Raw genomic sequence first — 23,363 nt, forward strand, 5'->3', positions numbered from 1 at the left:
TACCTATATATTCAAAAAATTAAACAAAAGTCAATTGTCCATCATTTTCTTCTTGCACTATAACATCAGCAGTTAATTCATTGCCTCTTAATACTTCAATTATATTGCTTGCAATACGACGAATCACAGGAACCGTAACTGAATTACCAGCTTGTTTATACAAATGACTATTCGCCATTCCTTCTGGCAAAGTTAACTCTTCTGGGAACCCTTGAAGTAATAAGCATTCTTTAGGTGTTAATTTTCTAATATTATTTTCATTATCTAAAATCAGAGGCACATTGTGTCCACCTGTCCCCATATTAGCTGTTAATGTTGGACAAACATTATTTTTATTTTCTCTTACATATACTCTACGCCATTGATAAACTGTGTCATGGCTAGTCATTCCCTCTTGAAGTTCGTTATAAAAACTAACCTTTTCTGGGAGGTAATAAAATACTTTATATTTTTCATCATTAATACTACTATTTCGATTAATAACTGTATTAAGTGTATTAGTTAATGGAATTGGTGCTGGAAAATCAAATTTCTCTGTCAATTCATTTTCTAAAAATCCTACAATGTAAATTCTCTCTCTATTTTGCGGAACATTTCCATATTCCATTGAATTTAAAACCTTAGCCTTTATTGTATATCCTTTTTCCTCTAGACACTCTTTAATAACCTTAAAAGTATTTCCTTTATCGTGACCTTTTAAATTCTTAACATTTTCTAGCATAATTGCTTTGGGTTTAGTACCATACATTTTTTCTTGTGCATCAATTACGTCAAGAATTTGAAAAAACATATTTCCTCTCTCATCTTCAAATCCTTTTCGATAACCTGCGATGCTGAACGCTTGACATGGAAACCCACCAATTAATATATCTAACTGTGGAACCGTAGTTTTATCTACCTCTGTAACATCAGCCTCTTGTAAATATTCACCTTTCCAAAAATGTCTGTATGTGATGGAAGCGTTGCGATCCACTTCATTAGCCCAAACAATTTCAGCACCGGCTTGTTGAAATCCCAAACATGTGCCACCAATTCCGGCAAACATACTCCCTAATTTATACTTTACAGTCATTAAAGTTCTCTCCTTCTAACTCAAAAAATCCTCTTTTAAATTTATTATATCACCCTAATAATTAAGAAATCTTCAGTCATTATTAGGAAATAACTCTTTTTAATTCAGCTGTATTAGATGGTACTTCCTCAAAAACATCTATATACTTTCTAGTTACATTCTTGCAAGAATGGTTAAAAAATTCCATTAACGTATTAATATCATTAGTTTTTCGATAATAATGATAACCAAATGTTTTTCTCAATGTATGAGTTCCTATTCTATCTATACCTATTTTTTGTGCTGCTTTATTTAAAGCACGGTATGCTTGTACTCTTGAGATATGTTCATTACCGTTTCTACTTGGAAAAAGCCACTCATCACCCTGTTTGTCTTGTATATACTCTAAAATCACCGATATTAAAACGTCATCTAATACTACCTTTTTTACTTTTTCACTCTTATCTCCTAGTAAAAGCAAATATCGTTTCCCTTTAACATCTTTTACTTTAAGTGGCAATATATCACTAATCCTTAATCCCGTATGAATACCAAAAACAAACATAAAATAATCTCGATATGAACAATGGCACATCAATGCTTTTTCCATCTTTTGAATATCTTCTATACTTTTTATAGGATGAACAATTTGCATACCTTACCCTACCTATTCTCGATATGTTACATTTAAATTAACATATCGAGAATAGGTAGGTCAACAAAAGAAGAAGATAGATGCCTCTTACTTAATAATAGGAAAAAATATTCTTTTTCACTTTTTATACTGTTCTTTTCAAATAATACATCTCTCTATGAAATCCTTACCACACAAAACATATAAATGGTATAATAATATAACAATTCACTTATCAGTTATTAGTATCATTATTGTATTACTCAGTTTAACTCTAGAAGGTGGTATTTATGGAACTAACTACAAAATTAGGAGAACGTATTCGTTTTTTAAGAAAAGAAAAAAACTTAAGCCAGGAACGACTAGGCGAATTATCAGGCATACACACAAATCACATAGGGGCTATTGAGCGAGGCGAAAAAAACGTAACTTTAGAAAGCTTGGCTAAAGTTACCAAGGGATTAGATATCACCTTGGAGGAACTATTCCGATATCTTCAACCTATGGATAAACTAGACGACCTAAACACTATCATGGACTTATTATTGTCTCGGACTTCTGAAGACCATGCGTTAGTACTGCATTTAATAAGGAACGTATTTGATTGGGAAGCACAAAAACACAACTAAATCTACTTCAAACTAGTTAGTATCTACCCTATTCAAGAGATACATGCTCCTCGTATAGGCTACACTCTTTTTCGAAACATTTCATCTATGTAAAATCGAAAATCCCTCTATACATAATGAAACGGTCTTAACAACATATTTTTCCTTTCATAACCGAAAAGTTTGTTTTATATCATAGAACAATCAATATTTAATTTAATTACAAATAATTATATTACGGAAACCTTTTAAAACCTAAGTTAGCCGGCACTATAATCTGTGCTTTAAAAGGTTCTATATCTTCTTTGAATCGAACTAATAGGGAGACAATTAAATATTAAAATTAATCATCTCCCCATAGTCCTTAACACTCTCCTCCAAAAACCCCCTACTCTCCCCACTATCCTTATAAAAACTCTCCCAACCCCGCTCCCTCAAAATCCCCTTCCAACTATCACTTTCCACCATTCTTTTAATAACATCATCCCAATAAGCAACCTCTTCCTCTGTCATATCTTTCGGGCCCATAATCCCTTTCCAGTGCTGGAAGATGACGTTGATTCCTTGTTCTTTCCATGTTGGGATTTCTGGTAGTCGGTCTAGCCGTTTTGGTGCGGATACGGCTAGTATTTTTATTTTGCCGGCTTTGTATTGTTTTTCGGCTTCGGATAGGGTCATGGTTGCGACGTCTATTTGTTTGTTCGTTAGGGCGTTTATGATTTTTTCTTTGTTTTCGTAGACGAAGAATTGTAGTTCGGCAGGGTTTATGCCGAAGGCTTTGCTTACTTGTACGAAGGATAGGTGATCGTCGTTTCCTAGGCCGGGGGCAACGCCGATTTTGAAGTTTTTCTTGTCTTGTTTTAGTTGTTCCATTAATTCGTTTGCGTTGTCTATGTTTGAGTCTTTTGATACAACAACAACTTCCCAGTCCGATGCGAGTGTTGCGAGCGGGGTGAAGTCTTTATATGTTAGTTTACTGTGGCCTAGTAGGTTGTTCGTTATGAGTAAGCTGGAGTTAATCGCTAGTATATGACCGCCTTTTTGTTTCGTATATTTCCATCCGACATCACCGCTTCCTCCTACTTTGTTTGTGACTATGATTGGTTTTGTGAAGATTTTTTCTTCTGTCAGCGTTTTTTGCATCGCTCGCGCTGTTAAATCCCATCCTGCTCCTTGAACGTTCGGCGCAACGATTTCTACTTTGTCGATGTTCACTGTATTCGTATGGGATTTTTCCAAGGAACAACCAGCTATTACTCCTGTCATAATCCATATACATAGTAATAATCGTTTTTTCATAGTCCTCGTCCTATTCGATACTTTCGTTCTGGTCGTCCGATAATGCCGTATGTGTATTCTACTGTGCATTCGCCGGTCGCTACTAAGTATTCTAAATATCTTCTTGCGGTTGTTCTGGAAGCTCCCATTTGTTCTCCCATTTCTTCTATTGTAATTCCCTCTTCGAATCCTTTTATAATTCCTTTCACTTTTTGCAGCGTTAACGGATCAACACCAGTCGGTAAGTTTTTCATATCTTGTATTTGCGAAGTGCCGAAGAAGTTATCGATGAGTGCTTGATTTACTTCATTATTACTATGTAATAGTTGCTTCTTTCTTTTATAGTCTTCAATTGTGCGAACAAATTTTTCTAATGTGACCGGTTTTATAAGGTAGTTGCTTACGCCATTTCGAATTGCTTTTTCTAGCATATAGTTTTCATTCGCCGCCGTTACCATAATGACGTCAACGTTTGGAAAGTCAGCATGAATTTGTGGTAATAAGTCGGTTCCAATTCCATCTGGTAAGTAATTATCTAATAGAAGCAAATCGATTTCTTCCTTTTGTAGTAGTTCTATCGTTTCTTTCGCGTTCAATGCTTTTCCAATCACTTTTACGTCCTTTATTTTTAATAAAAACTCTTCCTGAATTTGCGCGACGCGGAAATCATCTTCTGCAATTGCAACCTTCAACATATGTCCATCCCCCTGTTTGTCATGTACTTTCTTTCAATGTTTTCGGAAGGTAAATTGTAAAAATAGCTCCCCCATTTTTCTCGTTTTGAATTTCAATTGTTCCCTCTAGTAGATCTACCATTTCTTTCACGTTTGCTAGTCCGTAACCACGATCAGTTCCTTTCGTTGAAAATCCTTTTTGAAAAATGGTCGTTATTTTTTCTGCCGGTATCCCTATCCCGCTATCTATCACTTCAAACACAATATCGTGCCCAATATCCGTAACAAAGAAGGAAACATTCTTTTTCTCTCGTTCGCTCACCGCATCAAATGCATTATCGATTATGTTTCCAAGAATCGTAATAAGATGCGACACTTTTATATGTTCTGGTAATGGACGAAGCGCACTATCTCCTTCAATATGAAAATCAATTTTCTTCTCAGACGCTGTTCCGATTTTCCCTAATAAAATAGCTTGTACTTTTGCATCGTGAATTTGATGAAATAAAATATGATTTTGGCTTTGATGAATAGTAGATTCTTGCTGGATAAATTCAATCGCTTCTTTGTAGTGCCCTAACTGAAGTAATCCTGATAAGACGAAAAGTTTATTTGTAAATTCATGCGTTTGAGCACGTAAGTCCTCTGAATACTTTCTTACCTCAGATATTGTGTTCACAAGGTTTTGCAGTTCTGTTTTATCTCTAAAACTACATACAACACCTACCGTACTGTTGTTTTCGATTATCGGCGTCATGTTTAAAATAAACACTTTATCTTGAAATGCGATTTCTTGATCGGTTTCTAGCACTCTTTCCATATTAAAATCAGGTAAAACTTTTGAAATGTGCTGCTGCATATAATCATCATTTACATGAAGCATTTCTTCTGCCGAGGTGTTCATCATCGTAATAAAACCGTTTTGATCAATGGCGATGATTCCTTCTTTTATAGATAGTAGTATCGCACTTCGTTCCCGGTATAACGCTGCGATTTCATTGGGCTCTAAACCGAGTGTATCTTTACGAATGCTACGCGCTAAAAGAATGCCACCAACAATTCCGGCTAATAAGACCGCTAAGGAAAAGAGGATAATTTCTTTCGTTCTGCTCAGTATGTTAGATTCAATGCCTTTTATTAGAAACTCTACTGTCACAACGCCTACTACTTGATCGTAATCTCCGTTATGAACAATAATAGGTGCCTTCGCCATTAAAGCTGGGCCACTTGTACCATTTCCTTTGAGTGTATAATAACCACCAAAAGTAAGTGCCTCATAGTTATACGGGTTGTTACTCTTTGTTCCAATCAACTCAGAATTAGAATGGGAATACATAACCCCATAGCGATCTTCCACAATTACATAATCTGCACCAGCTTGCTCACGAACTTGTTCCGCAATAGATTGAATGGTACTTTTATGCTCGTTATATTGAAAGGCCTCTTTTATAGCTGGCATAAAAGAAAGTGACTTCGCCGTTTGCAGTGCTAATTGCTCCACTTGGCGCTTCGTATCAACGGACTGAATGTAAACAAATATTCCCGCTAATAGGAGAACGACAAATAAAATTAACGTAATAATTAAGCTTACTATTTTCGTTTGTAATGATACTTTGCGTGATTTCTTCATATTTCATACCCTTTGATAAAGTATTCAAAACTATCAATCTCCTTTTTCTATTATTATGACAAAACTAAAAATGAAGCAACTATTAAAAACTCCATGTACATAAAGTACAAAAAGAATAAAATTGTCATAATATTGAGATTTTAATTCATGAACAGTACAATTCAACTATATTGAACGCGCTTTCATAGATATCATTTTATTTATAAGCAAGAGGAGGAATTAGTATGGCTCAAGCAAAATCTAGCCGAGTCGCCGGTAATATTTTCAAAGGTTCTGTCGGCAATTTAATTGAATGGTACGACTGGTACGTTTACTCTGCTTTTGCCGTTTATTTTTCAGCAGAGTTCTTTCCTAAAGGAGATCCAACGAGTCAATTATTGAACACAGCAGCTATTTTCGCAGTTGGATTTTTAATGCGCCCTATCGGCAGTTTGCTAATGGGACGATATGCAGATCGGCACGGACGCCGGGCAGCATTAACTCTTTCCATTACGGTTATGGCCGGTGGTTCTTTAATTATCGCCTGTACACCGAGTTACGAAAGCATCGGTATTATGGCGCCAATTATTTTAGTTCTTGCTCGTTTACTGCAAGGATTATCACTCGGCGGAGAGTATGGGACTTCCGCAACGTATTTATCTGAAATGGCTAGTAGTGGCCGCCGTGGTTTTTATTCAAGTTTTCAATATGTAACGCTCGTTGCTGGACAAATGGTTGCGTTAGGCGTTCAAATTGTTCTTCAACAATTACTAAGCGAACCAGATATGAAAGCTTGGGGATGGCGCATTCCGTTCATTATTGGAGCGATGGGTGCAGTAGCTGTATTATGGCTTCGCCGCACGATGGATGAGTCGGAGCAGTTCTCAAACATAAAATCGCAAAAACGCGAAAGCGCAGGAACCATTAGCGCTCTTATGAAACATCCGAAAGCAGTATTAACAGTAGTCGGTCTAACACTAGGAGGCACTGTTGCATTTTATACGTACACAACATATTTACAAAAGTTCATGGTAAACACAGTCGGCCTTCCTAAAGAAGTTGTAAGCTGGATTAACTTTGTCGCACTACTTATATTCGTCGTACTTCAACCGATTGCAGGACTACTATCCGATAAAATCGGACGCCGTCCACTATTAATGGCATTCGGTATTCTCGGAACATTACTAACAGCGCCGATCTTCTTCTTTATGGAAAAAACGACAGAACCAATCGTAGCATTCTTACTCATGATGGTCGGCCTCATTATCGTTACTGGTTACACATCAATTAACGCAATTGTAAAAGCCGAACTCTTCCCAACTGAAATTCGCGCACTTGGCGTAGGTTTACCATATGCACTAACAGTTGCGATATTCGGCGGAACAGCTGAGTTCATCGCATTATGGCTAAAGAGTATCGGAATGGAATCACTCTTCTACTTCTACGTAGCTGGATGTATCGCGATCAGCTTTATTACGTATTGGCGTATGGATGAGTCATCAAAGACTTCGCAGATTGAGGCGGAGCTTGGTGGTGGGGATAAATTAGTTAACAATAAATCTAGTTAAAATTATGTATTCTATTATCTTCGTTTATCTAAAAAAGCATAATTCATTAATATACAATTTAAAAACCTCTACTTATATGTAGAGGTTTTTGTATGACGAAAAAACACGTAGTTCCATTGTTATTTTACAAACCCCAAATTCTTCCTCATCTTAAAGTGGAACAAATTTATCACTTAGAGTGTCTAATAAGTGTATTTCTAATATGAGTTGTCCAAATTGGAGACAACATATCCCGTTTGACATCTATTTTTATGTATTACAAAAAAATGAAAGGACTTATTATCCCAAAAAGTGAAAAATATACATCGTAATACTACTGTTAAGTATTACAAGTTTAATACTTTCACAGGTGAACCATTACAAGTGAAAACAAAAAAGAAACAACCCAAACCGTGAATTATCAATCATATAAAGTGAAACTTTAATCAGCCCTCACCAATCGGGCTGCCCGTTAATGCGGGATAAACGTTTTGGATGTTATTTAACCTGTGAGATTTTAGCTGCAGTAGTATTGTTCCCCTATGCCATCTTTAATTGCATTGGTATTTAGAATACCTAGACAAAATCCATATATTCTTGAAAGAGGTTGAAAATTTATGTTCGTTTTAAACAAGTTCTTTAACATTTTACATTACAAAAAGATTGTGCCTGTAGTATTACTTTCATGTGTATCACTTATAGGCTGTTCCAATAGTAATGCTCAATCTGAATCACCTAAACAAACGAATCAAGCTAATCAAATTAAACAAGAAAATACAGGTAATCAATCTTTTGCTAAACTTGAAAAAGAATATGATGCTAAGCTTGGTATTTATGCACTGGACACAGGTACGAATCAAACTGTTACTTATCATTCAGATGATCGTTTTGCATTTGCATCTACATCTAAATCATTAGCTGTGGGCGCTCTTTTGATCAAGAACTCATTAGAAGCTCTTGATCAAAAGATTAGGTATACTCATGAAGATCTTTCTAATTATAATCCAATTACTGAAAAGCATGTTGATACAGGAATGACATTAAAAGAACTTGCAGATGCTTCAGTTCGATATAGTGACAGCACAGCACATAATTTGATTCTTAAACAGTTAGGAGGGCCCTCTGAATTTGAAAAAATCTTGAGAGAAATGGGAGATACTGTTACTACTTCAGAACGATTTGAACCTGAATTAAATGAAGTGCATCCAGGAGAAACACATGATACCAGTACACCAGAAGCGATAGCTAAGACACTTCAATCATTTACATTAGGAACTGCACTTCCAATAGAAAAACGTGAACTATTAGTAGATTGGATGAAGAGAAATACAACTGGAGATAAATTGATTCGTGCGGGCGTACCAAAAGGATGGGAAGTAGCTGATAAAACAGGCGCGGGATCTTACGGAACAAGAAATGATATCGCAATTATTTGGCCACCAAATAAAAAACCAATTGTTCTTGCTATACTTTCTAATCATGATAAAGAGGATGCTAAATACGATGATAAACTTATTGCAGACGCAACCAAAGTCGTGTTAAATACCTTAAAAGCTACGGAATAAATGATAATAGATTAAAAGTTTTCTATTTTAGGCGGGTGTTTTCATCAACTAAAAATTTAATAGTGTCCCAAAAACGAAATTTGGTGCTAACTTGTAATAAAAGGCTCATTTTTATTGTTTGGAGATAAATCGTTCTTTAAGCTTGATGGCGATTTGGTGCTATCTCTAAAACATCTGGATTTTAATAGCCAACTAAAAAATGCAAACAAAAAGACCTTTAATCAGTCGTTTTGTTTGCATTTCCTTTTTCTAAAACCACAGAAAAGATAAGTACTATAGTTAACACCATAATAAATCTTACTTCACTTCCATCACTTACAAAAAATGAATACAAAGTATAAATTAAAATTAATATTCCATAAATAATTTTGTGCAATGTACTCCCTCCTTTTTACCGTATATATTTTAGTATAAAAGTTTGATTCAAGTCCTATATCCAAATGAAAATCACCTGTTATATACACAAAATACTTTTCTCTTGTTAATTTATCTATTTTCACTATATTTATCTATTTTCTTTTTATAACTCAAACTTCTTCGAATCGTACTTTTCTAGAGTTCGCTGCAATTCATTTTGTTCATATGGAATATGTTGATCTGTCTGTACATCTTCAACATTTTCTCCACCTGTTAATAATCTCCTGTACTTAAAAGAGTGCCCTGTTAATACTGTTGTAATCATTTTGTATTGCCCTCCTTTTGTTTGATTACTTGTATCATAAAACAAGTATCTGAAGTTGATATGTAGTTTACCTAGAGTGTATGTAAATTTAAAAAATTTCTAATAAAATGTTTATGTTGTAACGTTACCAACAAAACTAGCGCTTCCAACACCATGATTTGAAGAGACAGTAACCCATATTCTAGCTTGAATTCCCGCTACAGTTCTATATTAAGTAAAACCAGTTGATCCCTATAATATAAAAAGAGCATCACTTTTTGGATGCTCTTCGTTATAACTATATATTATTTAATTTCCTTCTTTTGCTGGTACCATTTTTCCTTCTTGAGAGTCTGTACCCTCTGTTCTTTCAACAGTTTTTGCATGTTCTAGTTTTTCAGCGGCTCCCATTTCAAATCCAGGTTGAGAATCTGTACCTTCTTTTGTTGGTACCATTTTTCCTTCTTGAGAACCTGTACCTTCTGTTCTTTCAACAGTTTTTGCGTCTCCTTTAGGAGTTGCTGGCACTGCATCTTTAGGTAAATCAAAGTTTTGTGAGAAAGACGTTGTTCCATCTGCACTCTGTGTAATTACTTGATTTGAACTATTTTCATTTGACTTTAAATTGTCCATTTTCGCATCATCTGCACCTACTGCACCTCCCGCTACCAATCCTGTACTTAAAAGTGTCCCTGCTAATAACGTTTTAATCATTTTTCATTACCTCCTGTTTATTTTTAATATTCATCAAGAAAGTATCTAGAGTTAATGTTTTAGTCATTATCTTTATCTACTTGCTTTTTGATTACATTTAGCATAAGACAAGAATCTATAGTTGATATGGACTGTATCTGGAGATTATGTAAAGAAAAATAGAGGATCAATTGTATATCCTAATGGATGCTTAGACAAAATTGAAACTTTATATGAGTTTGAACAATTGAGTTCCCCTTTGTTTTTGGGTGTGAGGTTTTTAGCTGGAGTGAAGTGAGGGACTAACCTTTTCTAATTTGAAAGCAAACTTTTTATTATTAGTTTACTTTCATATTTTCAACTCTTTTATTTTCCTTCTCTTCTTTCTCAATTTCAGATACTGATTTTTCAGGATTTTTTATAAGTTTTCCTAATTTCCCAGAACGCGTAAATTTGTCTTCAAAGTTTTCAGTTGTACTTATACTAGCTATAAAATCTAATTCTTTATTATGATTTATATAGCCTTTTATATGAGGAACTCCCATTGGACTTATCTTATTTTCTGTAAATGTAATAGATTTTACATCTTTAATATTATAGTGAATATACTTTTCTACTCGGTCTTTTTGTTCATTCCAAAATTTTTCTTCTTTTTCTTTTTGTTTTAAGTATTCAATAGTAAAATACCCTCCTGCTATGAGCATCACAGCAGATACAACTAAAATCATTACTTTCTTCATTGGAGATTCTCCTTATAAAAAACACTTACCAATGCATTTTTCTTAGAATGGGATACAAAAAAAGAGTAGTTCAAAGACTACTCTTGTCTTTTTTCTTTCTCTTCTTTTTCAATTTTGGATACAGAATTTGCTGGTTTTTTTATTAGTTTTCCAAGTTCTCCAGAACGTGTGAAATCATCTTCGAAATTTTCTGTAGTACTTATACTAGCTATAAAATCTAATTCTTCATTATGATTTATATGGCCTTCTAAATAAGGAACTCCCATTGGACTTACATCTTTTTTTGTAAACGTAATAGATTTTACATCTTCAATATTATAACGAATATACTTTTCTACTCGTGCTTCCTGTACTTTCCAAAATTGTTCTTCTTTTTCTTTTTCTTTTTGTTTTAAGTATTCCATTGTAAAATACCCTCCTGCTATGAGTATCACAGCAGATACAACCAAAATCATTACTTTCTTCATTAGAAATCCCCTTATATTCAAAGCTAGTTAACATATGCTCTTTCTAAAATAGGGTACAGAAACCAAGAGTAGTTTCAAGAACTACTCTTGGTTTTTTGCTTTCTCTTCTTTTTCAATTTCGGATACTGATTTTTCAGGTTTTTTTACATACTTATCATATAATTCCCCTGAACACCCAAACTTATCCTCAAAATTATCTGTAGTACTTATACTAGCATCAAACCATAATTCTTTATCATCATTTATATATCCTTCTACAGAAGGAACACCCATCGGACTTATATCATGTTTTGTAAACGTAATAGATTTTACATCTTGAATATTGTAATGAATATATTTTTCTACTCTTGTTTCTTGTGTTTTCCAAAACTTTTCTTCTTTTTCTTTTTGTTTTAAGTATTCCATTGTAAAATACCCTCCTGCTATGAGCACCACAACAGATACAACCAAAATCATTACTTTCTTCATTAGAAATTCCCCTTATAAAAAAATTACCATTGCATTCTTCTTAAAATGGGATAGAGAAGAGAAGAAAAGAGTAGTGCAAAGACTACTCTTGTTTTTTTTCCTTCTCTTCTTTTTCAATTTCAGATACTGATTTTTCAGGGTCTTTTATTAGTTTTCCAAGTTCTCCAGAACGCGAGAATTTATCTTCAAAGTTTTCTGTAGTACTTATACTAGCATTAAACCACAATTCCTTATCATCATTTATATATCCTTTTATATAAGGAATACCCATTGGATTTACTTTATGTTCTGTAAATGTGATAGATTTTACATCCTGAATATTATAACGAATATACTTTTCTACTCGTACTTCTTGTACTTTCCAAAACTTTTCCTCTTCTTCTTTTTGTTTTAAGTATTCCATAGTAAAATATCCTCCTGCTATAATACAAATAATGGATAAAATAATTACCAATTTCTTTTTCATTTAAAATCCCCTTGTATTTGAATATAGTTAAAATATACCATGAAACGAGTTGAAACATATGAGTGAATTCAAAAAAAATCCAATTGCGACAGATGAAGATTATTTCGAGTTATCAAGTAACGTTTATGACGATGATTCTTTACACAAAGGAGCGGAAATAAAAGGGGTAGATGGTAAGAAATGGGTAGTTATAGAATCAATTAATGCAGATTGTCAAAAAGTAAAAAATGGATTAGAAGCTATTGCAGTAGTACCGAAAAAAGATTACAAAGAAAATGCAACACATTATGATGATATAATCCTAGCATTTCGTGGGACAGAGCCTAACCAATTAGCAGATTTCGAAACAGATATCGATCAGATTACGTTTGGAATTAAAACACATTCTAAAGTAATTACTCCAAGTAACAGTCAAACTATAAAACCTGATTCTGAAACATCATTTGATACTGGATTAAAATGGGCAAAAAATGACATCGTAGCAAAATATAACCCTTCTTCTCTTCATACCACTGGACATAGTAAAGGTGGTGCAGAAGCAGACCTTATCGCTGCAGAATTAGATTGTTATGCAACTACATGGGCTGCACCAAATCCTTATCGTATACTAAGTCCTGAAGCAAAAAAACGAGTAGATAAAGGGGAGATGGAAAATAAGGCTACGGATTATACACATGAGAATGACCCAATTGGTAACCACACTCAATTCGGTGCACCTCTAATTGGTAAGCAATACACAGTGAGACAGAACGATACAAAACAAGGACTTTTTACACGTTTAACTATGGACGGACACGGCAGAGATACATTTAGAGGAACATTTCATTCAAATGGAAGTCCCCTATTAAAATTAGAGCCTGAAGATATTATAAGACAAGCACAAAAAATCCAATTGCTCAGTAATCGATTATCAGATATCGCAAAAAATATAGAAGAGTTTCAAAGAAGAGAAGCTGAAGCGGTTCAAAAGTTGAAAAGTCAATTAAAATATGAAACAGGGCCAGGTGGGAAATATCATCTATTAGAAGCATACGAAATAGATGAAGCCATCTCACGAATTGCCAGAACGAAAGAAGGTGGAAATGACTATTTTCACGATGTACACATAGCAGAAGAATTAATTCATCTTTTAAGAAAAGAACAAAAAAGTTTAAGTAGATTTGGGGACGAAATTAGTGATGCAGCAAATTCACTAAGAGATAAAGACAATCAATTAGCAGGGAATTTTCAGTTTAGATAAGGAGATAATTATATGATGGATTTTATGGGGGAAATTAAAAAGATAGAAAAGCAAATCGAAAGTGTTACAGGAGATTTAGCGGATCAGGTTGTTGAGGAGTTACAAGCTGCTAAAAAACAGATTGAAAGAGAAATGCAGCGTATGATGTTAAAAACAGAAGTAGGGTTTAAATCAATAGACATTATAAAAGAAGATACATATGCTCTTCAAAAAAACATAGGGGTATTTCATGAATTACAAACAAGTCTAAGAGATATAGCAGCAGAACTAGAGAAAAGTTTCGAAAGTAAAACTGGTAGTAAAATAAATGAAACATTAAAAAAATATGAAAAACAAATTAACAACAACATTTTTAATGAGCATGTTCACTTAGCAAACAGTTGCGGAAAAAAATAAGGGAAATAGAAAAAAGTCCTCTTAATATAGGACTCTTTTTTTGTTATTCCTGAAACATTGCCTTCTCAACAATTCCCTTAATATCCTCAATTCATATAACAAAAGTATACATTCAAAATCCTATAAACAAAGAGGTCGAAAATCTATGAATAAAAACCACATATTATTGATGTCCAACCCATTAGTAAGATTCAGGCTTATCGACAATTGCAAAAAGCCGGAGATTTTGCCAATGTAGAATCCATTGGTACTCACACCATGCGAAAAACCTTCGGCTATTGGTTCTATAAACAAACAAAAGATGTTGCTATGTTACAAGAAATTCTTAACCATAGCACACCACACATCCCCCTGAAATATATTGGAATTAATAAAGAAGAAAAAGATAATATTCTTGATACATTTCAAATTTAATTCACTTAAAATTACTATTTCAATCATCATAAAAAAGACCTTTTATTTTAAAATAAAAGGTCTTTTTTTATAAACATATATGTATTAAGATTTATATTTTTTTACTGTACAAGGAATAGTTACAATGTACAAATCTATAGCATAGATTGTAACCCAGATACCTTTACCTTCAGCTTCTAACTTTTTATCTAGTTGAGACAAATGCTCTGAAACTTTTCTTTTTCCCCATCTTCTAGGAAACCATTGAAAAACCTTAGGAACATTATATTTTTTATTATACCAAGTATTCAATCTCCAAAAAATGAAAAAAACCAAAACAATAATTATGATGCGAAAAATGTCAGAATATGAAATTCCTAAAACCATATTATATTTTCTCCATTTCCACTAAAACTCAGATAATTTACTTCTTAATTCTAATTCATCCTCTGTTTCGAAACCCTTAAATAATAAATGAATTATTTGATTATGATTAAAAAACACATTATATTCTTTTGATAAATTACCATGAGGATATGGACAAGAAACATAATCGCATAATTTATTATCAGCTTGTTGTTGCTTTCTTCCATAAATCATAAGAGGTTGATTAATTTCTTCTATAAGAGCTACAGAACCAATTGGTAATAATTAGCCTCCAATTGGAAAATAAGGGACAAACAAGGACAATCTACTCAGCTACCCTAAGATTTTAATGGTTTAATATTTTGATTTTCAAGTTTGCCTTCACAAATTCCTGTTAACACTGATAATAAGAAAAACAGGCCGTAACGGGCGATCAATTTGATCATAAAGGTCATACGCTTCGCCAAGTGGAACATCCGAATCATGTGGTTGTTCACCCTGTAACAATTACTACCAGCAAGTAGAAAACGTTTGGATAAATAAAAAGCAAATAAATTATTAAAAGATTGTAACCCCTACTATAAGAAATACTATTATTACTAAAGGAAGAATGATAATCATAAAGGACACTATTATTGTTAATAATGCTTTCCATGCTGAAAATTGGTGTGCTTCTCCTAAACATTTTAAGGAAATAATGATTGTCCAAATTCCAATAACTATATCGATTATGGCAAAAATAAGAAACAAAATCGTTAAAGTTATGCTACTCTCCATTTTCGGTGTCTCACTCGTAAAGTTTTCTATCCCAAACAAGAAAAATGAAGGCACCCAAACTAATATAAGAGAATAAACGTAAGGGATATAAGAATAGGCAACTGAGTAACGTGTTTTTTCAAATGTACCTTGTCCACCAAGTTTTTTTGCCACCCAATTAAATAACGCTGGTAGCAAAAAATAATAAATTAAGAAAGCAACGAAGGTACCGAATATAACCATTGAGATTATTGAAACTGGACTACTTATTGAATCCGCCATATTTTTAGAAGATGCTCGATCTAAAGTCTGTACGAATGAGCCTAGTAAAATGAGTAAAAACACATTCTTAGGTTTGGATATAAAAATTTCTTTCATTGTATCACGTGGTTTTGTCCAAATGGAGAACCAAGGATTAAGCGCACGTTTAAATTGATTTTCTGGAGTTTCCATATAAAAAACATTCCCCTTTCTTAAAACATATTAAATATAAATCCCTAATTATCCCAATTATGTACATATAAATATTAAAGCATAAATAGTCGATTATTTAAATGTAAATATTCAATCATTTAATTTCATCTGAAACTTAGGGGGAGTTCTTCTTAGCAATTACCTCTATATTTTCTTGCATTTTTAACTATGGACTGAGTAGTTACTTTCATTTTTGAGTACCCCACATTCTTTAATACATTGGATAAACAGTTATAATCTTACCATTAATAAGAACAAACCTAATTTCCATTCCTTGAGATGTTTTACCAGAATATAACCTTCCACCTATACATCTTTTATCGCTATAAGCCTCGTGAATGGCTTCCATAAGAAGAATGCGATTATATACTTGAAATGCAACAAATTCTCTTTAAAAGCCTATACGTATTTTCCCTCCATCTTCTATATGCTTCCGTAAATAATAATACTTATGGAGTTCTATAATCATATAAAACAAAACAAACGAAATCACTGTGCATGCAGACATAAATACAATGGCCCCCATCTGTTGTGTTGCAATGCTAAGAATTATATTAGCAATTAACTGCCCCGATCCCGCTGCAATAGTTGCTACTTTTACACCACCAGTTCCTTTCGCTGATTTTGATTTTTTTCTTGGTTCCTGAAGTTTTTCAATATGATTTTTATAAAAATAATACAAAGCAAAACCATACAAACCAAATGAAAGAATAAAATAGATGGGAGTTTGTAATTGTAACACTTCATAAGCATATTTTTGAGTTATAACCAATAATCCGACTGAACATATGGCGCCATATACTCCTCGAAATAGGGTGTATTGTAATTGTCGTTTCCGAGGATTGATAGCAATCCATATCGCCCACAAATTTAAAAAAATAACTGGAGGAGTTACTATATATACATAGAGTAATTGAAAAGGATTTGCGAACGCAGGCAAAAGAACAAACACGTCTGCCCCCAAAAGGACAAGAACAATTACGTGGACTCTTATTTCATTTACAGGATAAAGAGCCATATAATGTGCAAAAGCTTTCTTATTAAAATCTATACTTTTTTTCATGTTAATTAAACCACCTCGCTACTGTTCCAATCGGTAAAAGTTTCATAGCTATTTATTCTCCTTTTTTTAAATTTATCCATAATATTATGAGCAACTATATTCCATAGGAAAGAAAGTACGGTAACAAAAAGTACAGCTAAAGAAAAATAAATCCTATCCTTCCATGTATCATGTACAATCACGCCCAATATAATCATTATTAACGCACCAACACATATAACTATTTTTGAAAATTTTCGCATTCTATTATCTCGATTCCTTCTCAAATTTAAATGAAACTCCCCCGCCATAACCGTTAGGTGAAGTTGCGGAAACCCTGATTCTTCACCTGCGCGGAATCTATAACCATACCCGCCTATTATAATTTCACCTTTAATACATAATGAGCAAAATATATATTGGTTAATTTCACCAAACGAATTATAATATATTATTCCGAACTTTTAAACAATTTATCTTTCTATTGAATATTCTACTTTTACTTGCTTTACAAGATTTTATGCAAAAGAGACCACCAAAAGGCAGTCTCAAAACTCAATCCTATTCCCCATCCCGCACTCCACCGCTTTCTCATCCAAATACTTCGCGACGATAATATCTACTACTGCCAAACCAAATGATTTGAAAATAGTAATCTCTTCATCATTTTCGCGTCCAGTTTTTTCCCCGCTTATGATTTGTCCAAGTTCAGTGTGGAGATTGCTAGTTTTATCGGAATTTGGAGGTCACCTGTTTCTAGATCACATTCAATTAAGCAATCCTACAAATGCCTCTTCTTCCTCATCTATAAAACCTACAAATATAATTTCTTCGATATCCTCATGGTTAAATACAAATGTATACTCAGGATTAATGTATCCTTCTGGATAAAAACAGCCAATATAGTCATACATCACAGGTTCTTTAACCATAAGTTTTTGTTTTCTTCCATAAATCACAATTTTCTTCGTCCCACCTTTTAATAGAACAATAGAACCATTTGGTAAAAACTTTTCTTTAGAAAATGGCATAATTACCCATCCTCCCTTTATCTAAATGTAATTCTATATTCATGATGTTGCTTCTCCCTTTTCTTTTCCGTAGTCTTTACTGACTATAGGAGAACCGCAATTATATACTTAATATTCAATACAGACTCTTTAAAAGGTTTCATGTGTTCTACCCCCATCTTCTATACGCTTCCTTAAATAATAGTACCTATGGAGTTCCATAATGAAATGAAACAAAATAAACGAAAGCATGGAGTATACACACATTAATACAATTGCTACCATCTTTTGTGTTACAAAACCAAGACTGATATTAGCAATGAGTTGACCCAATCCTATAAAAGCCAATACTCCGAAGCCAGAATTTTTTTTCGATGACTTTGATTTTTTGATTGGTCCCTGAAGTTTTTTAATATGATTTTTATAATAATGATTCAAAGCAAAAATATACAAACCAACTGAAAAAACAAAATAGATTGGAGTTTGTAATCCTAACATTCCATATGCAAACTTTTGGGTTATAACTAATAATCCTACTGAACATACGATGCCAAATACCCCACAAAATAGAGTGTATTGTAATTGCCGCTTCCTAGGATTTATAACAATCCATATTGCCCACAAAGTACACTGAAATACATTGGTATCAATAAAGAAGAAAAAGATAATGTCCTTGATACATTCCTTATTTAACCCCAAAATATTTAAATATTAAAATATTAATACTATAAAAATTAACTCTCTACTTCCCATCAAAATTATGGTAATCCTATTAAACGTGGGGTTACCCCTTCTACCTTTGCCCATTCAAACGAGCATTCAACTAACATTTGATTCTTACACTTAATTTTTAATAAACCTTCTTCTATCGTATTTATTTCAAAATAATCAATTATATTTTCTGTCCCTAAACCTTTTATTGTTAAATTATGAATAATAAAGAAAGATATCTCTACATAAATTACATACCACTTATTCCATCGTTTTGGCTTGTTTTCAACATTTTCCTTTGTCATCAATTGAATAACTAAAGTAGGACCATCTCTTTTAAGACGCACATCTAATAACTCTGATTCTTCAAACTTTGGTATTTTCCCCAAAATACTAATTAGCGCTTGTGGATTTAAAAATTTAAATTGATCAATCATTTTTATACTCCCTATTTTTTATTTCTCTTCTCAAAATAATAATGATCCCCCATACCATCTACCTGTCCTGTTCGTGTATTGTATTCAGGTCTTACATTATGATGCGGTGACTGATCTCCAATTCCACCTTCTCCAAACTTATGACCCTCTGAATGATCTTGAATTATAATTTAATGAATACGATTAGTTATATAACTGAAAATAAAATTGTTAAACAAATGTTGAGAAATATCAAATTTCAATTTCCGTTATATTCTATTCTTGCTATTATTTAACGTAAGACTATTCAGAAAAGGAAGGGATCATATGCATGTTCCAGTGAAGAGGAATGAGAAGGTTACAAAGTTACTTAATGACTGGTATCAATTAATGCTACAACAACAACTTTCAAAAGTAATAAACTTAAAACAAGAACTTGATGAATATATTAAAATTTTAAAAACTGAAGAAAACGCAGAACTACAAGACCAAAACCTATTATTATACTACTCTCTATTAGATTTTCGTTTTAAAACACTTACCGATAGATTCAGTATCAATAAAAGTAGTTTTGATAAAATTGATTCTTTTGAAACTCCGACCGATGGTTTCTTAGCTTATTATTATCATTTTTATAAAGCGGTACATTTCATGATACTCACTGACCATAATGAGGCACAAAATCATTATGAAAAAGCTGAATCTCTTTTGAAATATGTTTCCAATGAAATCGAACAAGCTGAATTTCAATCTAAGTTAGCTTTGTTTTACCATAACACCTACGAACCACTTTTAGCTATTCGTTATGCAACTACTTCAAAAGATATCTTCTCTAAACACCAAGGTTATGAAAGTAATGTAGCTTCTTGTGAAAATACAATCGGAATGAGTTGTGTATCTCTAAAACAATTTGAACAAGCCGAGGAACATTTAAATTCTGCATTAAACTTATTAAACAAGAATAACGAAGAAACATTAATTTCATTAGTCCGCCACAATTTAGGTTGGTTATATTCAAGTCAAAATCTTTCTGAATCAGCTATTCGTCACTTATCAGAAGTAACAGAGAAAATTCCTAATCATTTTAAAGCTATTTTCCTACAAGCTAGAGAATATTCTAAGTTAGGTGAAACAAATATTGCCTCTGACCTAATTGAAAAAGGTTTAAAAATTTGTTTAAACCTAGAGAATGAAGAATACACGCATCACTTTACCATTTTAAAAGCACTAAATAACAATGCTTCTATTGAAGAATTAAAAAGAGTAACTATTGCAGGTATTTCCTATTTCAAAAGAGAAACACTTTGGGATTATGTAGAAGAATATGCAGAACTGTTAGCAACTAGATTACATACTGCGTGTGAGTACCAAACATCTAGTGACTATTTCTGTTTAGGTCTTGAAGCAAGAACAAAATTATTAGCTAAAGGGGCGTTAAAGTAATGAAAAAGCTTGGTTTAACGGTAATGAGTTTAGCTGCTACAGGTATTATGTCTTTCGGATTAAGTACTATTCCTGAAACACAACAAACAGCAAAGATAGAGAACGTTAATAAATTACAATCAACACATGGAGAAGGCTGGTCACCTCAAAGACCTGACTTAGCGTATAGTCACGGTAATGGTGGCGGTGCACCTACTTACGATCATGGAAGACCGCCTGCACCACAAGCTTAATTGTTTCGCAAAGAAAGTCATACTACTTGTATGGCTTTTTCTTTATTTTAGTTACTTAAGCCCTACATTTTTATCTAATTTGCTTTTGCTGGTGTAGAAGAGGGAAAAGATATAGAAGCATAAAGTGAAACTTTAATCAGCCCTTACCAATCGGGCTGCCCGTTAATGCGGGATAAAAGAAAACCGCCTGAAATGATGTGTACTCGAATAGTAGTACATAAAAAAATACAAATAACAATAAATTAAATCTCTTTAAAACAAAAAGGAGATGTCCCAGGCATAGTACTAGGACATCTCCTTTACTTATCTAAATTTCTAAATTCTATGCAGCACTATCAATTAAACAATTATTAGATATATCTTCTATCTAAAACATCGTATTATCATTAGCTGCTTCACTTGGAATCTCTTGAATTACATCCCAGTGTTCGACAATCTTTCCATCCTTGATACGAAATATATCCACTATAGCAACTCCCTTATCTTGAGAATTAGTACGAGAATGTACATGAAGAGCAACTGTATCCCCTTCAGCTACTACACGTTTAATCTCTGCAGAGGAATTAGGATTTTTAACAAAATTCTCCTTAAAGAAATCCATGAAGGCTTTTCGTCCATCAGCAACAAAAGGATTATGTTGCTTATAATCTTCGCTAACATATTTAGGGATAATATCGATATTATGTTTGTTAAAAACTTCATTATAGAAATCAACTACCATATTTTTATTCTTTTCATTTTCTTTCACTTCTTTTGATACAGAAGCAACATTCTCGCTCTTTATTGAGTTCCCTGTGTTATTACCGGTGGAAGCTTGATATACCAAAGTCGAAACTACTCCTAAAATAAATACAGAAATAATTGTTATGATTAAATTTTTCTCTAATTTCATATATATCTACCTCTTCTACTTAAATAAGTTTTCTTCTATAAAAAGTTTGAAGAAGGAGAAACCTTCCCCAAAATGTAATGTCAGGGGTAATGTTAGGAATTTCATTTATCCTCCCCCCTATAAAAGGCATATCAGAAGCGATTAACTCTAACTCAATACCTCATTAACAGTTGCACTGTCCACAATTTGAATAAACTTCTTAACCTTATCTTTCTCATCAAACTCATAAAGGTGACAAAAATCTGCTACAAATGACTTCCCTGTAGCTTTATATGTTCCACTATATTTTCCATACACGATAACAGTATTGTTATTAAAAGTATAAATTTCATCTTTAGCGCTATAGTCATCCCATTCTGTGCCAAGACGTTCATGTACGTTTTTCACTACTTCATCTGGACCTATATAAGTACCTGCATATGGAAACCCAGCAGCTTCTGTCCAAGATACATTTTCACTTAAATACGTTTTGAACGCATCCAATTTCCCTTCGCCAGTTAACACATACGTTTCATGTAATAGTTTTTGATATTTATTCATATCATTACCCCCAAGGCATTTCTTTTGTTACAACTTTTGCACTTAATTCTAATACACCTTTATTTGCATAGCCTGGATATGCTGCTTCAAGTTTTGCCACAAAATCTTTTGAAGTTCCGCTTTCCTCAGAAGCTTGAACCGCAGTTCTTAGATAATCCATTGTCGCAGTAAGTGCTTGATTATTTAGGGATTTTTCAATTGATCCATGGCTAGGTACAATTATGTCAGCATTTAATGCTTGTAACACTTTCAAGTTCTCAATCCACGCCTCCATCGCCGCTTTTGAGCTAGTATCCGCTAAGAATACATGTATTTCGTTAAATACATCAATACCACCAATTAATACTTTCAGCTCTTTATTAAATAAGCTAGTTCTGTAATAATCTAAGCCTACTAGTTCAAATGTTAACCCCTGAAAATTAATCGTTTTTTCTTTAAACACTTGAGGTAATACCACGTTACTTGGTGCATTTTCTCCAAGGGCATCTTTCCAAACTTTTAATTTCCCTAAGACAGAATGAACAATATGTTCAACAGTAGACTCTGTAGCATACGCTATAGCTTCTGGGTAAGCAGCTTTAATGCTTTCTAATCCAAAGTAGTAATCAGGATCCCCATGAGTAATAAAGATTTTATCTAAAGATAAGTCGTTTTTTTTCAGATACTCAACAATTTCTTTCGAATCAGATTGAGTAAATTTTGAGTTTATTAAAAATGCATGTCCTGCTTTCTCAACTAATGTTGCTGTGACCATAAAGCTTTTTTCGTCCGAACTAAACACCGTTAATTTCACATCTTTTTGATTTGTATCGATTGTTTTAAACATAGTATGTTATTCTCCTTTTGTTAAAGTCATTAACTAATTATCATATTTTTATCTTGTTCCGATAAAATCTCCCACTCCCATTTATCTGAAAGTGTAATAGTACTGGCGAATATTCCGGAGATGAATGTCAGGTGGCCTAAGATAACATGTTTGCTACTATAGCC

The 23,363-nt window shown here is 33.2% G+C and carries 30 protein-coding genes and 2 pseudogenes; 8 read left to right on the forward strand and 24 right to left on the reverse strand.

Going from position 1 to position 23,363, the window contains the following annotated elements; translation table 11 throughout:
- Positions 1–19 precede the first annotated feature (19 nt).
- Together dcm and A6J74_RS12125 are read right to left on the reverse strand one after the other, a co-directional pair.
- Positions 20–1,072, reverse strand: coding sequence for a DNA cytosine methyltransferase (gene dcm / locus A6J74_RS12120; protein ID WP_000216932.1), 1,053 nt, complete (start codon positions 1,070–1,072; stop codon positions 20–22).
- Positions 1,073–1,154: 82 nt separating this feature from the next.
- Positions 1,155–1,706 carry a tyrosine-type recombinase/integrase gene (locus A6J74_RS12125; protein WP_001167589.1) on the reverse strand — a complete coding sequence of 184 codons (552 nt, stop codon included), beginning with the start codon at positions 1,704–1,706 and terminating at the stop codon, positions 1,155–1,157.
- 269 nt (positions 1,707–1,975) lie between these two features.
- Here A6J74_RS12125 and A6J74_RS12130 point away from each other — a divergent pair, with 269 nt between their 5' ends.
- Positions 1,976–2,314, forward strand: a complete 339-nt coding sequence (locus A6J74_RS12130; RefSeq protein ID WP_000424171.1) for a helix-turn-helix domain-containing protein — start codon at positions 1,976–1,978, stop codon at positions 2,312–2,314.
- A 309-nt stretch (positions 2,315–2,623) separates the two neighbouring features.
- On the opposite strand, the gene A6J74_RS12135 is transcribed toward A6J74_RS12130, so the two are convergent.
- The 3 genes from A6J74_RS12135 to A6J74_RS12145 are packed head-to-tail and all read right to left on the reverse strand — an operon-like array spanning position 2,624 to position 5,875.
- Complete coding sequence (locus A6J74_RS12135; RefSeq protein WP_000746614.1) at positions 2,624–3,592, reverse strand: tripartite tricarboxylate transporter substrate binding protein; 969 nt, start codon at positions 3,590–3,592, stop codon at positions 2,624–2,626.
- The gene (locus A6J74_RS12140) at positions 3,589–4,266 is read right to left on the reverse strand and encodes a response regulator (RefSeq protein WP_000921507.1); all 678 of its coding nucleotides are present in this window, start codon (positions 4,264–4,266) and stop codon (positions 3,589–3,591) included. Before A6J74_RS12140 ends, A6J74_RS12135 begins: the two co-directional genes overlap by 4 nt.
- 19 nt (positions 4,267–4,285) lie before the next feature.
- Positions 4,286–5,875, reverse strand: coding sequence for an ATP-binding protein (locus tag A6J74_RS12145; protein WP_000749677.1), 1,590 nt, complete (start codon positions 5,873–5,875; stop codon positions 4,286–4,288).
- 224 nt (positions 5,876–6,099) lie between these two features.
- Between A6J74_RS12145 and A6J74_RS12150 the strand changes: the two genes are divergently transcribed.
- Positions 6,100–7,422 carry an MFS transporter gene (locus A6J74_RS12150; protein WP_000035850.1) on the forward strand — a complete coding sequence of 441 codons (1,323 nt, stop codon included), beginning with the start codon at positions 6,100–6,102 and terminating at the stop codon, positions 7,420–7,422.
- Positions 7,423–8,018: 596 nt separating this feature from the next.
- Positions 8,019–8,966 carry a class A beta-lactamase BlaIII gene (gene blaIII, locus A6J74_RS12160; protein ID WP_000497833.1) on the forward strand — a complete coding sequence of 316 codons (948 nt, stop codon included), beginning with the start codon at positions 8,019–8,021 and terminating at the stop codon, positions 8,964–8,966.
- Positions 8,967–9,183: 217 nt separating this feature from the next.
- Here blaIII and A6J74_RS30035 read toward each other — a convergent pair whose 3' ends face one another.
- The 7 genes from A6J74_RS30035 to A6J74_RS12185 all read right to left on the reverse strand — a co-directional run bounded on the left by A6J74_RS30035 (position 9,184) and on the right by A6J74_RS12185 (position 12,461).
- Positions 9,184–9,342 carry a hypothetical protein gene (locus A6J74_RS30035; RefSeq protein WP_002105584.1) on the reverse strand — a complete coding sequence of 53 codons (159 nt, stop codon included), beginning with the start codon at positions 9,340–9,342 and terminating at the stop codon, positions 9,184–9,186.
- Between the two features lie 144 nt (positions 9,343–9,486).
- The gene (locus A6J74_RS30040; protein WP_000633634.1) at positions 9,487–9,648 is read right to left on the reverse strand and encodes a hypothetical protein; all 162 of its coding nucleotides are present in this window, start codon (positions 9,646–9,648) and stop codon (positions 9,487–9,489) included.
- A gap of 288 nt (positions 9,649–9,936) precedes the next feature.
- Positions 9,937–10,341, reverse strand: coding sequence for a hypothetical protein (locus tag A6J74_RS12165; protein ID WP_000598101.1), 405 nt, complete (start codon positions 10,339–10,341; stop codon positions 9,937–9,939).
- A gap of 317 nt (positions 10,342–10,658) precedes the next feature.
- Positions 10,659–11,060: a DUF1433 domain-containing protein gene (locus tag A6J74_RS12170; protein ID WP_000757424.1), complete on the reverse strand. Its 402-nt coding sequence runs from the start codon at positions 11,058–11,060 to the stop codon at positions 10,659–10,661.
- A 77-nt stretch (positions 11,061–11,137) separates the two neighbouring features.
- Entirely contained in the window at positions 11,138–11,527 is a 390-nt protein-coding gene (locus tag A6J74_RS12175) for a DUF1433 domain-containing protein (protein WP_000757423.1), read from the reverse strand.
- A gap of 81 nt (positions 11,528–11,608) precedes the next feature.
- Positions 11,609–11,995: a DUF1433 domain-containing protein gene (locus tag A6J74_RS12180; RefSeq protein WP_000757438.1), complete on the reverse strand. Its 387-nt coding sequence runs from the start codon at positions 11,993–11,995 to the stop codon at positions 11,609–11,611.
- An 82-nt stretch (positions 11,996–12,077) separates the two neighbouring features.
- The gene (locus A6J74_RS12185; RefSeq protein WP_000728331.1) at positions 12,078–12,461 is read right to left on the reverse strand and encodes a DUF1433 domain-containing protein; all 384 of its coding nucleotides are present in this window, start codon (positions 12,459–12,461) and stop codon (positions 12,078–12,080) included.
- 58 nt (positions 12,462–12,519) lie between these two features.
- Here A6J74_RS12185 and A6J74_RS12190 point away from each other — a divergent pair, with 58 nt between their 5' ends.
- From A6J74_RS12190 to A6J74_RS12200, 3 genes and pseudogenes are all read left to right on the forward strand, one after another.
- A complete protein-coding gene (locus tag A6J74_RS12190; RefSeq protein ID WP_001288643.1) occupies positions 12,520–13,701 on the forward strand; it encodes an alpha/beta hydrolase family protein in 1,182 nt (393 codons plus the stop codon).
- A 12-nt stretch (positions 13,702–13,713) separates the two neighbouring features.
- On the forward strand, positions 13,714–14,097 hold the full coding sequence (locus A6J74_RS12195) for a hypothetical protein (protein ID WP_000968640.1): 384 nt from the start codon (positions 13,714–13,716) through the stop codon (positions 14,095–14,097).
- Positions 14,098–14,271: 174 nt separating this feature from the next.
- Positions 14,272–14,511, forward strand: a pseudogene (locus A6J74_RS12200) (tyrosine-type recombinase/integrase); the annotation flags it as partial.
- Between the two features lie 84 nt (positions 14,512–14,595).
- Here A6J74_RS12200 and A6J74_RS12205 read toward each other — a convergent pair.
- From A6J74_RS12205 to A6J74_RS12260, 9 genes and pseudogenes are all read right to left on the reverse strand, one after another.
- A complete protein-coding gene (locus A6J74_RS12205) occupies positions 14,596–14,877 on the reverse strand; it encodes a hypothetical protein (protein WP_000242739.1) in 282 nt (93 codons plus the stop codon).
- A gap of 21 nt (positions 14,878–14,898) precedes the next feature.
- A complete protein-coding gene (locus tag A6J74_RS12210) occupies positions 14,899–15,090 on the reverse strand; it encodes a DUF4176 domain-containing protein (protein WP_000639126.1) in 192 nt (63 codons plus the stop codon).
- A 324-nt stretch (positions 15,091–15,414) separates the two neighbouring features.
- The gene (locus A6J74_RS12220) at positions 15,415–16,065 is read right to left on the reverse strand and encodes a Yip1 family protein (RefSeq protein WP_000449717.1); all 651 of its coding nucleotides are present in this window, start codon (positions 16,063–16,065) and stop codon (positions 15,415–15,417) included.
- 412 nt (positions 16,066–16,477) lie between these two features.
- Positions 16,478–17,149 (reverse strand): hypothetical protein, encoded by a 672-nt coding sequence (locus A6J74_RS12230; RefSeq protein WP_000748161.1) that lies wholly within the window; start codon positions 17,147–17,149, stop codon positions 16,478–16,480.
- Between the two features lie 527 nt (positions 17,150–17,676).
- A pseudogene (locus tag A6J74_RS12240) lies at positions 17,677–17,885 on the reverse strand (ornithine cyclodeaminase family protein); the annotation flags it as partial.
- 10 nt (positions 17,886–17,895) lie between these two features.
- Complete coding sequence (locus tag A6J74_RS12245) at positions 17,896–18,159, reverse strand: DUF4176 domain-containing protein (protein ID WP_001116623.1); 264 nt, start codon at positions 18,157–18,159, stop codon at positions 17,896–17,898.
- 129 nt (positions 18,160–18,288) lie between these two features.
- Positions 18,289–18,816: a hypothetical protein gene (locus tag A6J74_RS12250; protein WP_370115430.1), complete on the reverse strand. Its 528-nt coding sequence runs from the start codon at positions 18,814–18,816 to the stop codon at positions 18,289–18,291.
- 80 nt (positions 18,817–18,896) lie between these two features.
- Positions 18,897–19,286 carry an immunity 50 family protein gene (locus A6J74_RS12255; protein ID WP_000566926.1) on the reverse strand — a complete coding sequence of 130 codons (390 nt, stop codon included), beginning with the start codon at positions 19,284–19,286 and terminating at the stop codon, positions 18,897–18,899.
- A gap of 11 nt (positions 19,287–19,297) precedes the next feature.
- Positions 19,298–19,456 (reverse strand): HNH/endonuclease VII fold putative polymorphic toxin, encoded by a 159-nt coding sequence (locus A6J74_RS12260; protein WP_044810302.1) that lies wholly within the window; start codon positions 19,454–19,456, stop codon positions 19,298–19,300.
- 136 nt (positions 19,457–19,592) lie between these two features.
- Here A6J74_RS12260 and A6J74_RS12265 point away from each other — a divergent pair, with 136 nt between their 5' ends.
- Entirely contained in the window at positions 19,593–20,708 is a 1,116-nt protein-coding gene (locus A6J74_RS12265; RefSeq protein WP_000558427.1) for a response regulator aspartate phosphatase, read from the forward strand.
- Complete coding sequence (locus tag A6J74_RS12270; protein WP_000733022.1) at positions 20,708–20,941, forward strand: Phr family secreted Rap phosphatase inhibitor; 234 nt, start codon at positions 20,708–20,710, stop codon at positions 20,939–20,941. The genes A6J74_RS12265 and A6J74_RS12270 overlap by 1 nt, the downstream gene beginning before the upstream one ends.
- Before the next feature lie 367 nt (positions 20,942–21,308).
- Here A6J74_RS12270 and A6J74_RS12275 read toward each other — a convergent pair whose 3' ends face one another.
- From A6J74_RS12275 to A6J74_RS12285, 3 genes are all read right to left on the reverse strand, one after another.
- The gene (locus A6J74_RS12275) at positions 21,309–21,833 is read right to left on the reverse strand and encodes a nuclear transport factor 2 family protein (RefSeq protein WP_000764195.1); all 525 of its coding nucleotides are present in this window, start codon (positions 21,831–21,833) and stop codon (positions 21,309–21,311) included.
- Between the two features lie 147 nt (positions 21,834–21,980).
- On the reverse strand, positions 21,981–22,373 hold the full coding sequence (locus A6J74_RS12280) for a nuclear transport factor 2 family protein (RefSeq protein WP_001046366.1): 393 nt from the start codon (positions 22,371–22,373) through the stop codon (positions 21,981–21,983).
- 4 nt (positions 22,374–22,377) lie between these two features.
- Complete coding sequence (locus tag A6J74_RS12285; protein WP_000477264.1) at positions 22,378–23,199, reverse strand: MBL fold metallo-hydrolase; 822 nt, start codon at positions 23,197–23,199, stop codon at positions 22,378–22,380.
- Positions 23,200–23,363 lie beyond the last annotated feature (164 nt).

Source organism: Bacillus sp. FDAARGOS_235 (assembly GCF_002073415.2).
Lineage (GTDB): Bacteria > Bacillota > Bacilli > Bacillales > Bacillaceae_G > Bacillus_A > Bacillus_A toyonensis.

Excerpts from the sequence above, each read along its gene's own strand:
- dcm (WP_000216932.1), bottom strand. The coding sequence starts at position 1,072 with ATGACTGTAAAGTATAAATTAGGGAGTATGTTTGCCGGAATTGGTGGC.
- A6J74_RS12125 (WP_001167589.1), bottom strand. The coding sequence starts at position 1,706 with ATGCAAATTGTTCATCCTATAAAAAGTATAGAAGATATTCAAAAGATG.
- A6J74_RS12130 (WP_000424171.1), top strand. The coding sequence starts at position 1,976 with ATGGAACTAACTACAAAATTAGGAGAACGTATTCGTTTTTTAAGAAAA.
- A6J74_RS12135 (WP_000746614.1), bottom strand. The coding sequence starts at position 3,592 with ATGAAAAAACGATTATTACTATGTATATGGATTATGACAGGAGTAATA.
- A6J74_RS12140 (WP_000921507.1), bottom strand. The coding sequence starts at position 4,266 with ATGTTGAAGGTTGCAATTGCAGAAGATGATTTCCGCGTCGCGCAAATT.
- A6J74_RS12145 (WP_000749677.1), bottom strand. The coding sequence starts at position 5,875 with ATGAAGAAATCACGCAAAGTATCATTACAAACGAAAATAGTAAGCTTA.
- A6J74_RS12150 (WP_000035850.1), top strand. The coding sequence starts at position 6,100 with ATGGCTCAAGCAAAATCTAGCCGAGTCGCCGGTAATATTTTCAAAGGT.
- blaIII (WP_000497833.1), top strand. The coding sequence starts at position 8,019 with ATGTTCGTTTTAAACAAGTTCTTTAACATTTTACATTACAAAAAGATT.
- A6J74_RS30040 (WP_000633634.1), bottom strand. The coding sequence starts at position 9,648 with ATGATTACAACAGTATTAACAGGGCACTCTTTTAAGTACAGGAGATTA.
- A6J74_RS12165 (WP_000598101.1), bottom strand. The coding sequence starts at position 10,341 with ATGATTAAAACGTTATTAGCAGGGACACTTTTAAGTACAGGATTGGTA.
- A6J74_RS12170 (WP_000757424.1), bottom strand. The coding sequence starts at position 11,060 with ATGAAGAAAGTAATGATTTTAGTTGTATCTGCTGTGATGCTCATAGCA.
- A6J74_RS12175 (WP_000757423.1), bottom strand. The coding sequence starts at position 11,527 with ATGAAGAAAGTAATGATTTTGGTTGTATCTGCTGTGATACTCATAGCA.
- A6J74_RS12180 (WP_000757438.1), bottom strand. The coding sequence starts at position 11,995 with ATGAAGAAAGTAATGATTTTGGTTGTATCTGTTGTGGTGCTCATAGCA.
- A6J74_RS12185 (WP_000728331.1), bottom strand. The coding sequence starts at position 12,461 with ATGAAAAAGAAATTGGTAATTATTTTATCCATTATTTGTATTATAGCA.
- A6J74_RS12190 (WP_001288643.1), top strand. The coding sequence starts at position 12,520 with ATGAGTGAATTCAAAAAAAATCCAATTGCGACAGATGAAGATTATTTC.
- A6J74_RS12195 (WP_000968640.1), top strand. The coding sequence starts at position 13,714 with ATGATGGATTTTATGGGGGAAATTAAAAAGATAGAAAAGCAAATCGAA.
- A6J74_RS12205 (WP_000242739.1), bottom strand. The coding sequence starts at position 14,877 with ATGGTTTTAGGAATTTCATATTCTGACATTTTTCGCATCATAATTATT.
- A6J74_RS12210 (WP_000639126.1), bottom strand. The coding sequence starts at position 15,090 with ATGATTTATGGAAGAAAGCAACAACAAGCTGATAATAAATTATGCGAT.
- A6J74_RS12220 (WP_000449717.1), bottom strand. The coding sequence starts at position 16,065 with ATGGAAACTCCAGAAAATCAATTTAAACGTGCGCTTAATCCTTGGTTC.
- A6J74_RS12230 (WP_000748161.1), bottom strand. The coding sequence starts at position 17,149 with ATGAAAAAAAGTATAGATTTTAATAAGAAAGCTTTTGCACATTATATG.
- A6J74_RS12245 (WP_001116623.1), bottom strand. The coding sequence starts at position 18,159 with ATGCCATTTTCTAAAGAAAAGTTTTTACCAAATGGTTCTATTGTTCTA.
- A6J74_RS12255 (WP_000566926.1), bottom strand. The coding sequence starts at position 19,286 with ATGATTGATCAATTTAAATTTTTAAATCCACAAGCGCTAATTAGTATT.
- A6J74_RS12265 (WP_000558427.1), top strand. The coding sequence starts at position 19,593 with ATGCATGTTCCAGTGAAGAGGAATGAGAAGGTTACAAAGTTACTTAAT.
- A6J74_RS12270 (WP_000733022.1), top strand. The coding sequence starts at position 20,708 with ATGAAAAAGCTTGGTTTAACGGTAATGAGTTTAGCTGCTACAGGTATT.
- A6J74_RS12275 (WP_000764195.1), bottom strand. The coding sequence starts at position 21,833 with ATGAAATTAGAGAAAAATTTAATCATAACAATTATTTCTGTATTTATT.
- A6J74_RS12280 (WP_001046366.1), bottom strand. The coding sequence starts at position 22,373 with ATGAATAAATATCAAAAACTATTACATGAAACGTATGTGTTAACTGGC.
- A6J74_RS12285 (WP_000477264.1), bottom strand. The coding sequence starts at position 23,199 with ATGTTTAAAACAATCGATACAAATCAAAAAGATGTGAAATTAACGGTG.